Origin of the sequence: Psychrobacter sp. CLB018 (assembly GCF_041222815.1) — a bacterium.
Lineage (GTDB): Bacteria > Pseudomonadota > Gammaproteobacteria > Pseudomonadales > Moraxellaceae > Psychrobacter > Psychrobacter faecalis.
This window is the reverse complement of sequence record NZ_CP166085.1, coordinates 2,777,697-2,790,427: the sequence shown is the minus strand read 5'-3', so window position 1 is coordinate 2,790,427 and position 12,731 is coordinate 2,777,697. Positions and strand designations below refer to the sequence as shown.

Below are 12,731 nucleotides of genomic sequence, written 5' to 3'. Positions count from 1 at the left end.
TTAAGCCGTTTTTTGCTTTAAGGTATAGGATTGCAGACCACAAGAAACCATATAAAAGAAGCAATTTAAAAAACCACTATTAACAAGGACGTTATTATGAAACATATACTTATGTTATCTGTCATTTCTGGTGCATTAGCGCTTAGCGGCTGTTCTACGTTTAACAATATGCTGGGCAAGGATGATTCTGGCATGCATGAGGTGCAAGCGACCACTAAAAATACCGCTCCAGTTGCCAGTAAAAACGGTATGTTGGTCGATGCAACCAATCATATGACCTTATATACCTTTGATAAAGATTCTATGAATAAATCAGAATGTGGCTCAGCTTGTCTGGTTGCTTGGCCAGCGTTTTTGGCACCAAGTAATGCCAAAGCGTCAGGACAGTTTGCCGCCTTTAAACGTGAAGATGGCAAATATCAATGGGCGATGAATGGTAAACCGTTATACTTTTATGCCAATGATACCAAGGTTGGCGATAAAGATGGCGACAACAAACTTGGCGTTTGGCATATCGTAAAAACCAAATAAGTTTCCATTTTTCCAAAAATAAGTTTTCCATAAAAAAGGCAGCTAGCGTGGCTGCTTTTTTATGATTATTTATGTGGTTTTTTGACTCAGCATAATGGCGTTAAGTCGAGTTCATGGCATGGTTTTATCGTAGAAGCGGCTTGCATCGAGTAGCAAAAACCGTTAAAATCGCGGTTTGATTTTCCCGCTGGGGAAAGGCTAAGTGAGCAGCGGTGTGGTGTTGGGTGCTGGAATAAGCCAGTGACGTAATTGCCAGACTGATAGATGTCCTTAGTGCCTCAGTTACGTATGTGAGCGTGCTTGATAGTCAAAATGCCATTAAGCAAAAGTGCTTTCCATACATCGGACATAGAGAGTTTATTATGCGTAAAGATATCCATCCTAATTACCAAGAAGTTTTGTTCCATGACACCAACGCTGACGTGTTTTTCTTAACTCGCTCAACCGTTAACACCAAAGCCACTCGTGAATACGAAGGTAAAGAATACCCATACTACCCACTTGATATTTCAAGTGCGTCGCATCCATTCTATACTGGCGAACAACGTAAAACCTCTACTGAAGGCCGTGTTGCAAGCTTCAACAAACGCTTTGGTGCGTTTGGTGGCCGTAGTAAGAAAGCGGCTGATTCTGCTGAATAATTTATACTTATGGTGTAAATACATATCGCGAAGCAGTCTTTTGCTAAGCAATAAAAAACCGCTGACTATTCAGCGGTTTTTTTTATCTAAATTTTAATGTTAAGTATTTGCACTACTCAGCTACTTAACTTAGTAGTCGACGAATCTAGCAACTTCACAATCAATTCTGCCACTTGCTGCGCCCAATAGCCATACATCAAACTGCTTGGATGAAAGCCGTCGCTGGCAAACATCACTCTGATATCGATCGGCGTGCCGTTAGAGTGTTCTTCTATCATGCGCGCAAAGTTCGTTGCCATATAAGTGACATTGTCATGAGCGGCACAAATTTGCTGCAAGCTATTATCAAGGATAGCGGCTTTGGCACCAACGAAGTTATTCAATGGCGCAGGTATTGCAGGCATTTGTGCCATCGGCGGTAAGCTTAAAAAAACCAGCTCGCGTACGCCAAATTTACGCTGGGCGATAGCAATGATATTTTCAATCTGCTGTTGCCATTGAGCCGCAGAGACTTTGGAGGTGGTGTCATTAACGCCGACACTTAATACCATCACATCAATAGGTTGGCTCGGTGCAGGCAACACATAAAGCCTGCGCAAAATATCAAAGCTGGTATGACCCGTGGTCGCTTGCAACGACCAGTTTAAGGTATCAAAAGCGCTTTGGATAGCAGGCTGCTCAGTCAAAATAGGTATCAAATGACCAACCAGCGCCTCTTGTTGGGTTTGACTACCGACGCCAGCCGCTGCCGAATCACCAACGACCATCAGGTTCAATATATTATTGCTTTTACCCTTTGAGGTAATAGGCAAGTTATTGAGCTGAACCTGTCCATGACGCTCGCCATTTGGCTCAGGTAGGCGTACGGTATCACGCTTGATTTTGTGCCCTTGATAAAGGTAAACAGGAGCAAGCAGCACGTCCTTGGCAGCAGCGGTTATTTTATTTTGCATTTTTTTAGTAGCTACCATCCTGCACGCTCCCGAATCGTAGTGAGGTTGTCTTCAATAAGTAATTTACCATCGATATATACATCGCGTAGTAGGTTATCTGCAGCTGACGTTAAATTATCCGCTTTAATGGTATCTATGTTGCCTTTGCTATTTTTTATGAGTGCCAAACGGCCTCTTTTTGAGCGTTTTGAGCGACTGGTGACAGGGTCTTTATAGATATCTTTCCATACACCATCGATAGAGATGGCACTGGCTTTCATCGCCCAGCTCATGGTATCGCGATTGACTTGCTGCAATAAGCCGCCGCCCATCCCAAAGGTGATATTGTCGGCGCTAAAGCCTGCGTTTAAGACCACATCGATGATTTTGCTTAAGCTTTGCGGGCTGATACCATCGCCTTGGATAATGCGTACATAGTCGGGCAGCACTTTATAGCCTTTGCTATTGATGGTGGTGCCAAACTTTACCGCCAAACGCTCCAAGGCTTCGCGCACCACTTTTGCCGGATCGCCGCTATCTGGACGGATAACCAAAGTTCCGCCCATATTTTTGACGTCGTCTTTTAGGCTACCGCCCCAAATATTATCAATGGCATTCCATAAATCATAGCTGTCAGATACCACAGAAAAACTTTTACCAGCGCCGCCAAATTGTTCAATCATATTGGCAAAGGCGGCAGTTTCTCCGTCGCGACCCCACGCCGTCATGGTGCTATGCTCAGCAGCAGGGATAGAAAAAGCAGCTATTTCTTTGTCCATGTGATACCAGCGGCTGGCGGCAACCAAGGCCGTCATCGAGTCGGTACCAGCAAAGTTCACCAAATGCGCAAGACTACCAAGGGCGACAGATTCTTGACTAGACGCACCGCGCGAACCAAAATCATGCAAACGGAAAATCAGCGACTCGGTATTGTCGGCAGATTTTTCTAGTGCCTGACGAATGATGCCTTTGCAATAGTGCGAGACGCTAGCGACGGTTGAGGGATACCAAATCGCACGCAGTAGCGCCGTTTCGATATAGCTTGGTAGCCAATAGAACTCAGGGTCAGTATTAATAATTTGGCAGACCACATTGGATGCTGGAACGACGCTGCCTTCAGGAATGGCTTCGATGCGCAGTGGCAGATAGCCGCCATACTTATCGACTAACAGCTCCCAACCGGCACGGTTAAAGGTTAAGCCATGGGCTTGAATGACCGTTTCGGCTTCATCGATATCTTGATGGGTAATCGGCGTGCTAAGGTATTCTTTGATAAAGGCTTGCAAGCCAAAAAATACCACATCGTAGTCACCTTTACGCGCTTCGATATAGCTTGATAGATACTCGCTACCTTTTGGATATTGCACCCAATGGGAGGTTTTATAGCTGTCGCTATTTAAGATTAAATTGTTTAAATTGCTGGTGTACATCACAGAACTCCTCTGCTTTGAGATGCCGCAGCTGTTTTTTAATAACCGCTGCGGCGGTGAGCCATTGCCGTCTATCGGCGCTGGCGTGAAAAAAGGTTAATAAAAATTGCACAGTCGCCTGATAAAAGCCTACAAACCAACCATTTTAGCGATAATCGCATAATGGTCTTCAAACATCATGGTGGCATCAAGCTCAGCGAGTGGCAGCCAAAACGCTTTGGCTGCATCGTCGCCACCTTTGACTTTTGGCAACCCTTTTGGGTCGTTTTTTAGCTGAAAATAAAAAGCTTGGGTAATCGTACGCCCACGCGCTGAGCGATACGGGTCGTCAAAGGTATGCTGACTATGACAAGAGCCGCGTAGCACCGGTTCAGGCACTTTTAAGCGCGTCTCTTCGCGTAGCTCGCGGATACAGGCATCAAAGAGTGTTTCTTTTGGATTCAAAAAACCACCCGGTAATGCCCATAGCCCGCGTCCTGGCATACTGCGGCGTTCAACCAATAAAATATGCCCTGATTGTACGACGAGCGCATCAGCGGTCATAAAGGTCGGTGGATAAGGCGCAGATTCCCATTGTCTTTTATATTTATCGACAAAATCGGCTTCTTCATGCAGGTTTTGATAAATATCGGTCTTTTTAAAGTCATTGAGGACGTTGCGGGTCGACTCAGGGGTGCGCTCAGGCGTTGGCGTGGCACCCATCAGGTAGCTGTCACGAATAGGGGTCGCGGATAAATTGTGATAATTGGGTACAGAAACCGACGCCCAATTTGGGAATAAGGATAAATAATAAGATGAGCTGTCTTTTGAATGACCAATCAGCCCAATATCAGCCTGTAAGTCGCCGGTGACGGATTTGACGCCCGTCTGCACATATTGCAGCCAACGCGTGTCATTGTAGAGTGCATCGTCGAGGCCGACACAGTGAATTCGCGCCGCTTCTGCTGGCAAGTAGGTGTTCTTAATCATCGCCGCCCGTTCATCGACACTAAATGGATTACGCAGACTGCGCGGCAGGTTGGCAGAACCGATCAGCATAATGACGTTATCGGCACGTTTTAATGCTTCATCGACCACTGCCTTATGCCCGCAGTGAAACGGCTGGAAACGTCCAATAAATACCAAATAACGGTAGTCTTTACTGTTATTTTTATCCGAGCTTTTATCCGAACCTTGCTCTGCTGATTCACTCATAACGGCCAACTCCTAACTTACTGCTATTAATTATCAATTTAAAATGTCTCAAAGAGGCTAATACTGACACAGCCTATATCTGGCTGACAAGTATAAAGATGTTTAGTGCCGTGACTTTATCGCTTTAACGAATTTTAGCGCTTGGTTTTTGCGCCATGAATGTTATTTTAAAGGATAATATTTTTATAGATATAAAAGCAAAAACCCTTCTAAAGGCTAGAAAGGTTAAGGTTAGAAAGGTTTTTGCAAACGCTCAAAGCATTAATAATATCAAATCTCAAGTGTTTTGATTTTTTCTAAGCCTTGCTGCTCAATGACGGCGGTCAAACCTTTATCTTCTTCAATACGTTTGACAAAGGTATCAAGGTTTTTATAGTCAGATAGATCGATCTCAAACTTTTTCGCCCACGTTAGGGTGATGTATAAGTAAATATCAGCCGTGGTTTTACTGCCTGTTAGATAATCAGTTTTACCGAGCTGCTCGTTGGGCAGTCTAAGCAAATGGGCGATTTTTTCTTTGGCCTTTTGTTTTAAGCTTTCTTGTGCTGCATCCCCTTCAACAAAGCCATCAGGGCCAAAGAGCGGGGCAAAGGCTTTATGCAGATCCGCATTCAAAAACCCTAGCCAATGCATCAGTTCACCTTTACCAGCTGGTGAGGTATCTGAACCAAATATATTGGCATCGGGATAGGCGGCATCGATATAGACTTGGGTGGCGATGTTTTGAGTAATGATAGTGTCGCCATCGACGATAGCTGGCACCGCGCCTTGCGGATTGATACGTAGATATTCTTCTGATTTGACCGAATCGTGATCTAAAAGCTTAAGCTCGTAATCTGTCCCCGTCCATTCGAGGGCAGTGTGCGGTACAACGGCGCAAGTTCCTGGTATGACATATAACTGCATAAACTACTCCTGTGGATTTATTATAGCGTTCAATCCAGTCTAAACAGCCAATCTGGCCAAGTCAGTTATGTTATGTGAAGTTAGTTTTAGGAGATGTAGTATTATGCTGTTTGCGTCATTTGACCTATTCTAATCTGCAAGTTTACCCTGCATGTTGCGCAATCCATGCCGCCACCGTTGGCCAAATCTCTTTGGCAGCCGTACGACTGTTTAAAATGCGGCTATGGGTATAATCATCCAAGTCACCATGACTTCGCGCGTATTCACGAAAAACGTTAGCAGAGTTTTTGTTGAGCGAGCGATTAAAGTCGTTAAAAAGTGACAGGCAACCTCGAGTTGGCGAGATGAATTTATCACCCTTGGCGCTGATAGCATAAATGGGTACGGTAATATTCGGCATATACTGCCGATAATCAAAAATCGCACTTTCAGGAGTATTTTGCTGGCGAGTGTGGCTATCAAAAGCACTTTTCTGAATACCATTCGCATTTATATCACTTTGTTTAATAAAACTGCTGTGGAAGTTTTTATGCAAATTCCACTCATACCATTGATTCATGGTGTGATGGTTTTCATTGATGGGTCCCAGTTTGAGTTTTCTGGCGGGTATATAGCCAAATAGACGGGTAAACATCTTGGCGGCGACTATTTTAAAATAGTTCTTCAGATTGACGATGGCGCCGTACACTTGGCAAGCAAACATGCTGATGCTATTTATTTTATTGATATACTGCGGATTTTGAATGAGAAACATCGTTAAGCAAGCGCCGCCGCCACTATGGGTGACGCAGTGTAAATTGCTGAGCTTTAATTCGTTAAATAAATAATCAAAAGTGGCGGCAAAATCATAGGTGGCGACAGTTTCGAAATTGAATTGGTCTGTGGGGTTTGAGCTTGCGCCATGAGCGCGCCATTCCATGATATAGCAATGATGTCCAAGCTCAGCTAAGTATTCGGCGATTCTTAAGCAGGTTTTTTTGTCCGAAAAAGTGCCGTGCGTTAAGAAGATATTTTGACCTTGATGCGCATTAACGATAGATAATTGATGGCTTTTTTCATTATCAAAAACTTCCCAAATAGCGATTTGTACGGCATCTTTGGTGGTCACAAAATTTAGATTCTCAGTCAACATACTGCTCTCTCAAAATAGTTAAGATTCTGATATTTATTCTTTTAAAATTTTCATAAGCTCTTTGGTGCATTCTACGCCCGCTAGACTTGATAAGTCTGCACGCCGTCTTTATATACTATGAAGATAAAGGCAGCTTACTATAGGTAAGCCTTATTAAAAATAGCCATCGCTTAAAACCTCAGCGCTTAAAAATCGCTACTGCCAATTCACACTAGCCCAGTCGGAATTATGCGTTAAGTGCGCTATAATAGACACCATAAAGAGCCATAAAGAGCCATAAAGAAGTTTTCATCACGGTCAAAGCATTAAAACGATAAGCCAAAATGATGGTGATTTCATTAGTCCCAACCTCACATAGACGACACAGTAGACGTGGACAATATAACGCTTGTGTCATAACACATAGGAAGCATTATGAGTGAACACAATCCAACTGATACTCAAGTAGATCCTACTGCCGATTACGAGTCAGCATTAGATACTGAGCAAACCGAAGCTAAAAGTAACATTACCATCACTGAAGCGGCGCAAGGGTATTTGGCAGATTTACTGGCGAAGCAAGATACCGATGGTATCGGCGTGCGTATTTTCGTCGAACATCCAGGTACACCGCGTGCCGAATGCTGTATGGCTTATAACCAGCCGGGCGAAGAAGACAGCGCTGATTTAAAACTGACTTATGACGATTTTTCGGCATTTATTGAAGCGGCGTCCGTGCCTTATTTAGAAGATGCGGTGATTGATTATAATAAAGACCGTTTTGGTGGGCAGTTGACGTTCCGTGCGCCAAACTCAAAAGTGCCAAAAGTTGGTGCCGATGCCAGTGTCGAAGAACGTATCAATTATGTCTTACAGTCGGAGATTAATCCAAGCTTGGCCGCTCACGGCGGTGATGTCCAGCTGCTTGAATTGGTTGAAGAAGAAGGCGTTGGTCTGACTGCTATACTGAAATTCGGTGGTGGTTGCCAAGGCTGTTCAGCGGTTGATATGACCTTACGTCAAGGTGTTGAAGTGCAGCTGAAACAACAAATTCCAGAGCTGACGCAAGTCATCGATGAAACCGACCATACACGTACAGAAAACGCTTATTATAAATAGAAAATGACAAGTCGTTATAAAAAATAGCGCCGATATCATCTAAGAATATGCTTATTAGTTTCTTTGTTTATAAAAATTGCTTATGAATATTTGTCATTAAGAGATAAAAAATTTGCTATTCTTTTAATAAAGAAGCTGGGTTATGATTAACTCAGCTTTTTTTATGACTTTTTGTTATAACTAATTTTGATAAAAAAATATGGGTTTAATAACCTATTAATACCCCTGTAAATATCCCATAAAATTTTAGGAGCACCTGATGAGTGACGGACAACCAGCCAAGCACAATACCCAGCGCCTTGAAACCTTAGCGATTCACGCTGGCTATAGCGTCGAGCCAACCACCAAAGCGGTCGCCGTGCCTATTTATCATACCAGCTCGTATGCCTTTGATAATACCCAGCATGGCGCCGATTTATTTGATTTAAAAGTTGCTGGCAACATTTACACCCGTATCATGAATCCGACGACGGCGGTGTTAGAGGAGCGCGTTGCGGCACTTGAAGGCGGTATCGGGGCGTTAGCAGTTGCCTCAGGTATGGCGGCTATCACTTATGCGATTCAAACCATTTGTGAAGCAGGTGATAATATCGTCGCCGTATCGACCTTATATGGCGGCACTTATAATTTATTTGCCCATGCTTTGCCGCGTCAAGGTATCGAAGTCCGTTTTTTTGACCATAAAAACCCTGAAGCGATTCGTGATTTAATTGATGATAAAACCAAAATGGTCTTTGCAGAAAGTATCGGTAATCCACTGGGTAATATCGTCGATATCCAAGCTCTGAGTGACATCGCCCATGAATATGGCGTACCAGTGGTGATTGATAGTACGGTTGCGACGCCAGCGCTGTGCCGTCCATTTGAGTTTGGCGCTGATATCGTCATTCATTCATTGACCAAATACATGAGCGGTACGGGCACCTCAATTGGTGGCGCGATTGTTGATAGCGGAACTTTCCCTTGGGGCGATTATCCTGAGCGCTTCCCATTATTAAACACCCCAGATGAAAGCTATCACGGCGTAAACTTTGTCAAAGACGTCGGCGCAGCGGCCTTTATCGCTCGTGCTCGCGTGGCGCCTTTACGTAATACTGGCGCAGCAATTAGCCCACTCAATGCTTTTGGTATCATGCAAGGGATGGAGACATTGAGCTTGCGTATGGAGCGTCATGTGCAAAACGCGCAAGCGGTTGCTGAATATCTACGCGACCATGACAAAGTTGCTTGGGTAAAATATGCTGGTCTACCTGACCATCCTGAGCATGAGCTTGCGCAAAAATACATGAAGGGCACGCCATCTGCTATTTTAACCTTTGGGGTAAAAGGTGGCCTCGAAGCAGGCGCGCGCTTTATTGATGCGCTGCAACTGATTACGCGCTTGGTCAATATCGGTGATGCTAAGTCGCTCGCTTGTCATCCAGCCACAACCACTCATCGTCAGCTTAACGAGCAAGAGCTAGAAAATGCCGGCGTCAGTGCGGATATGGTTCGTTTATCGATTGGTATTGAGCACATCGAAGATATTAAGGCCGACTTAGAGCAAGCATTGGCTACGGCTTAGTCAAATATAAGATATTGCATACAGAGAAAGCCCATATTGATTTGAGATGGGCTTTTGCTTATTAGATGCTAAAGTTTTGTAGGCAATCCTAAATAAAAGCGCGAAAATATTATAAAGTGCTACTGGTGCAAATTTTCCTTGCTTGCTGTGCGACTTCGTCGCTCCAGAGGCTGCGCAAAATTTATCCCAGCAGCACTATCTTTTATTAGAGGTAAACTAGAAACGCCATCTCAGACACTTAGAAACTTAGATTTTAGCGCTTTAGTAATCAAATAATCCAGCCACTAAACCGTTAAAACGCGGCGCGAGATATCTTGATACTCTTTTGATGCGAGGCGTGGACCAAACTGCTGAATCACTTGGGCGGCGATTTCGCTAGCAAGTTGTCCGCATTCTGGCAAGCTATAATGCTGCGATAAAGCATATAAAAACGCCCCAGAATAGTTATCGCCGGCACCATTGGTATCAATAACATTTACAACAGCTGGCGTAGGAACCTCAAAAATTTCAATCTCTGACTCATCATTTGGCTTATGAGCGATGATAGCGCCATTGGGTCCATCGGTAACGACTGCTGTCTGACAATGCTCAAGTAAGGCTCGCGCCGCCGACTTATGCTGTTTTTTATCGGTGAATAATTTGGCTTCTTCACTATTACAAAATATCACCGCGACTTTATTGCCGAGCATATTAAGCAGGCCTTCTTTGGCAAACTTTACCACGGCAGGATCAGCAAAGCTGACGGCAATTTTGGCGCCATTGATACCAGCTTGTTGGCGTAGTTTGGTCATCGCAGGCTGGATACCTTCGGACATCGCCAAATAACCTTCTAAATATAACCAGCCAGCTTGGGTTAATGCTTCAAAGTCAACGTTATTAGCCGTAATATCGCTTGAGGTGCCAAGGAATGTTTGCATGGTACGCTCACCATCTTCGGTCACTGCTACCACGCATGAGCCAGTCACGCCGCCTGCATGGATGGATTGCGGGGAGGTGGCAACGCCCGCTTCATGCAAGTCTTTTAGGTAAAACTCGCCTTGCTTGTCATCACCGACGCGGCAAGCATAAAAAGGTTTACCGCCTAAGCTTGCAAAGGCATACATTGCATTGGCCGCTGAGCCGCCGCCTGCTTGTTTTGATGGCGCAATGTCGGCCAGTTTAAAATACGCCAATAACTGCTGCTGCTCTTCGAGTCCTGCAAGCGTCATATTGCCTTTGGTCAGGTCGGTTTCTTCTAGCGCTGCATCCGACAGCAGGTATTCGTGGTCAACCAAGGCATTACCTATTGCCATCACATCGTACATACTGTTTCTCTCCTCAATGAATTTACCAGTACTTAATTTACTGACATTTAATTTATCAATACTTAATTTATCAATACTTAATTTATCAATACTTAATTTATCAATACTTAATTTATCAATACTTAATTTATCAATACTTAATTTATCAATACTTAATTTGCTGTTACTTAATCTATGGCTGCTTCGCTTAATTTTTTATAACCACAAACTATGCTGTTTGTAGTTCAAGCAGGCGCTGATAAAGTGCGTTCTTTTTGACGCCTGTGATATCAGCGGCCAAGGCAGCGGCTTTTTTAACCGATAAATCCTCTAATAAACGCTGTAATAATTTATCGTGGATACTGATATCATCATCGTCCTGCGCCATATTTACCCCAGCGACGACCACGACGATTTCACCGCGTTGCTGATTGTCATCAGCTTTGACAAATTCGACCAATTCGCCAAGCGTGCTTTTATGCACGGTCTCAAAGGTTTTGGTCAATTCACGGCAAAACGTCACTTCGCGCTCTGCACCAAAAATAGCTGCCATATCTTCTAAGCTAGCAACAATACGGTGCGGCGCTTCATAAAATATCAAAGTTTCGGTACGTGAATTGAGAGTCGTTAATTGTTTTTGGCGACCGTGGGTTTTGGCTGGTAAAAAACCAATAAAGCTAAAACGGTCTGAGGGCAATCCTGCAACCGATAGCGCAGCAATAGCAGCAGAAGCACCAATAATAGGAGAGACGCGAACACCAGCAGCATGAGCGGCTTGTACCAATTGATAACCGGGATCGCTAATCAGCGGCGTGCCAGCATCACTAATCAAGGCAACCGAATGACCTTGCTGAATCATCTCAATAATTTTGGGGGTTTGAATGGCGCTATTATGTTCATGATACGCCCAAAGCTTATGATGACCTTTTTGTTTAGCAGCGCCATCAGACTCGTTTTCGGCAGCATTTTTATTATGGTAACCCGTTCCTTCTTCGCTATCTTCAACCTTATTGCCTTTGGTATTAATACCAAAATGTGATAAAAGTTTGCCTGAGGTGCGTGTATCTTCACAGGCGATGATGGCAACTTGCTTTAAAACGTCAATTGCGTGCGGTGTCATGTCGCTTAAATTACCAATCGGCGTGGCAACGATATAGAGACAAGCTGGCATCGCGGTAGGGCTAGACATGAAAACCTCGGAGTATTAAGAAATTGTCTTAAGAAAGAGCATTAAAAACGCATATGAAAAGCGATTATGAAAACGCGAAAGTGGTTAGTTTAGCATGATGTGCTATGATAATTCTCAAATGTTCCGCTGACCGATAGCCATGATAATAAAAGCCCGTGATGGTAAATGACAAACCCTTAAACCTAACTTCACCGACCCAGCGTCAAGGCAGCCGTTTTGAGCAGCAAGCGTGTGCGTTTTTGCAAGCGCAAGGCTTGATATTGATTGCGCAAAATTGGCAACAACCAAAAGTGGGTGAGCTCGACTTAATTATGCTAGAAAAAGGGCAGGCGTGGTCGACACTGGTATTTATTGAAGTGCGGCAACGGCAGCGTTCAGGATTTGGTGATGCTGCCCTTAGCGTGACGAAAAGTAAGCAACATAAAATTATCAAAGCGGCGCGCTATTTTTTGCAGCAGCATCCTGAATATAATGACTTCGAGTACCGGTTTGATGTGATAGCCTATGATACTAATGTCAATACTAGTGCCAGTCATAAAAACAAGAGTAGTGAGGTTAAAGAAACGACGTCAAAAAACACTCAACCAGAATGGCTGCAAGGCGCTTTTATCGCGTCAGCGTGGTAAAAGGACTTTACGAATTTAAAATGCTGGAACGTTGATTTGGTTTAAAGGTTAAGCTAAAAAGTAAAATAAATAAAGCATCAAGCTATCGTTACCAAAAGCCTAACCGCCTAGCATAAAATTTCAGTAAAGTAGCGGCATTAAAAACGGTTCATTTAATCATATTCCTATCATTGTCATTATTAAGCATCAGCATAATTAATCGTTT

General features: G+C 43.8%; 12 protein-coding genes. 5 read left to right on the top strand and 7 right to left on the bottom strand.

What is annotated here, in order from left to right; all coding sequences use genetic code 11:
- Positions 1–96: 96 nt before the first annotated feature.
- Together AB8P72_RS11855 and AB8P72_RS11850 are read left to right on the top strand one after the other, a co-directional pair.
- Positions 97–531: a hypothetical protein gene (locus AB8P72_RS11855; protein WP_068405150.1), complete on the top strand. Its 435-nt coding sequence runs from the start codon at positions 97–99 to the stop codon at positions 529–531.
- A 362-nt stretch (positions 532–893) separates the two neighbouring features.
- Entirely contained in the window at positions 894–1,172 is a 279-nt protein-coding gene (locus AB8P72_RS11850) for a type B 50S ribosomal protein L31 (RefSeq protein WP_068405148.1), read from the top strand.
- A 116-nt stretch (positions 1,173–1,288) separates the two neighbouring features.
- Here the strand turns inward: AB8P72_RS11850 and AB8P72_RS11845 are convergent, their stop codons facing one another.
- From AB8P72_RS11845 to AB8P72_RS11825, 5 genes are all read right to left on the bottom strand, one after another.
- Positions 1,289–2,143, bottom strand: a complete 855-nt coding sequence (locus tag AB8P72_RS11845) for an SGNH/GDSL hydrolase family protein (RefSeq protein WP_068405146.1) — start codon at positions 2,141–2,143, stop codon at positions 1,289–1,291.
- Entirely contained in the window at positions 2,137–3,534 is a 1,398-nt protein-coding gene (locus AB8P72_RS11840; RefSeq protein WP_102076943.1) for a nicotinate phosphoribosyltransferase, read from the bottom strand. The genes AB8P72_RS11845 and AB8P72_RS11840 overlap by 7 nt, the downstream gene beginning before the upstream one ends.
- A 129-nt stretch (positions 3,535–3,663) precedes the next feature.
- Entirely contained in the window at positions 3,664–4,728 is a 1,065-nt protein-coding gene (locus tag AB8P72_RS11835) for a bifunctional nicotinamide-nucleotide adenylyltransferase/Nudix hydroxylase (protein ID WP_198328621.1), read from the bottom strand.
- Positions 4,729–4,998: 270 nt separating this feature from the next.
- Positions 4,999–5,634 (bottom strand): glutathione S-transferase family protein, encoded by a 636-nt coding sequence (locus AB8P72_RS11830; protein WP_198328622.1) that lies wholly within the window; start codon positions 5,632–5,634, stop codon positions 4,999–5,001.
- Positions 5,635–5,776: 142 nt separating this feature from the next.
- Positions 5,777–6,766 (bottom strand): alpha/beta fold hydrolase, encoded by a 990-nt coding sequence (locus AB8P72_RS11825; RefSeq protein ID WP_198328623.1) that lies wholly within the window; start codon positions 6,764–6,766, stop codon positions 5,777–5,779.
- A 414-nt stretch (positions 6,767–7,180) separates the two neighbouring features.
- Between AB8P72_RS11825 and nfuA the strand changes: the two genes are divergently transcribed.
- Both nfuA and AB8P72_RS11815 read left to right on the top strand, forming a co-directional pair.
- Positions 7,181–7,864 carry a Fe-S biogenesis protein NfuA gene (nfuA, locus tag AB8P72_RS11820; RefSeq protein ID WP_068405139.1) on the top strand — a complete coding sequence of 228 codons (684 nt, stop codon included), beginning with the start codon at positions 7,181–7,183 and terminating at the stop codon, positions 7,862–7,864.
- 259 nt (positions 7,865–8,123) lie between these two features.
- Complete coding sequence (locus AB8P72_RS11815; RefSeq protein WP_369957793.1) at positions 8,124–9,428, top strand: O-acetylhomoserine aminocarboxypropyltransferase/cysteine synthase family protein; 1,305 nt, start codon at positions 8,124–8,126, stop codon at positions 9,426–9,428.
- Positions 9,429–9,712: 284 nt separating this feature from the next.
- Here AB8P72_RS11815 and AB8P72_RS11810 read toward each other — a convergent pair whose 3' ends face one another.
- Together AB8P72_RS11810 and rsmI are read right to left on the bottom strand one after the other, a co-directional pair.
- Positions 9,713–10,732 carry an adenosine kinase gene (locus AB8P72_RS11810; protein WP_305935758.1) on the bottom strand — a complete coding sequence of 340 codons (1,020 nt, stop codon included), beginning with the start codon at positions 10,730–10,732 and terminating at the stop codon, positions 9,713–9,715.
- 208 nt (positions 10,733–10,940) lie between these two features.
- Entirely contained in the window at positions 10,941–11,900 is a 960-nt protein-coding gene (rsmI, locus tag AB8P72_RS11805; RefSeq protein WP_198328629.1) for a 16S rRNA (cytidine(1402)-2'-O)-methyltransferase, read from the bottom strand.
- A gap of 158 nt (positions 11,901–12,058) precedes the next feature.
- Between rsmI and AB8P72_RS11800 the strand changes: the two genes are divergently transcribed.
- Positions 12,059–12,526: a YraN family protein gene (locus AB8P72_RS11800; protein WP_198328630.1), complete on the top strand. Its 468-nt coding sequence runs from the start codon at positions 12,059–12,061 to the stop codon at positions 12,524–12,526.
- Positions 12,527–12,731 lie beyond the last annotated feature (205 nt).

Coding starts and splice junctions, on each gene's coding strand:
- AB8P72_RS11855 (WP_068405150.1), top strand. CDS start 97: ATGAAACATATACTTATGTTATCTGTCATTTCTGGTGCATTAGCGCTT.
- AB8P72_RS11850 (WP_068405148.1), top strand. CDS start 894: ATGCGTAAAGATATCCATCCTAATTACCAAGAAGTTTTGTTCCATGAC.
- AB8P72_RS11845 (WP_068405146.1), bottom strand. CDS start 2,143: ATGGTAGCTACTAAAAAAATGCAAAATAAAATAACCGCTGCTGCCAAG.
- AB8P72_RS11840 (WP_102076943.1), bottom strand. CDS start 3,534: ATGTACACCAGCAATTTAAACAATTTAATCTTAAATAGCGACAGCTAT.
- AB8P72_RS11835 (WP_198328621.1), bottom strand. CDS start 4,728: ATGAGTGAATCAGCAGAGCAAGGTTCGGATAAAAGCTCGGATAAAAAT.
- AB8P72_RS11830 (WP_198328622.1), bottom strand. CDS start 5,634: ATGCAGTTATATGTCATACCAGGAACTTGCGCCGTTGTACCGCACACT.
- AB8P72_RS11825 (WP_198328623.1), bottom strand. CDS start 6,766: ATGTTGACTGAGAATCTAAATTTTGTGACCACCAAAGATGCCGTACAA.
- nfuA (WP_068405139.1), top strand. CDS start 7,181: ATGAGTGAACACAATCCAACTGATACTCAAGTAGATCCTACTGCCGAT.
- AB8P72_RS11815 (WP_369957793.1), top strand. CDS start 8,124: ATGAGTGACGGACAACCAGCCAAGCACAATACCCAGCGCCTTGAAACC.
- AB8P72_RS11810 (WP_305935758.1), bottom strand. CDS start 10,732: ATGTACGATGTGATGGCAATAGGTAATGCCTTGGTTGACCACGAATAC.
- rsmI (WP_198328629.1), bottom strand. CDS start 11,900: ATGTCTAGCCCTACCGCGATGCCAGCTTGTCTCTATATCGTTGCCACG.
- AB8P72_RS11800 (WP_198328630.1), top strand. CDS start 12,059: ATGGTAAATGACAAACCCTTAAACCTAACTTCACCGACCCAGCGTCAA.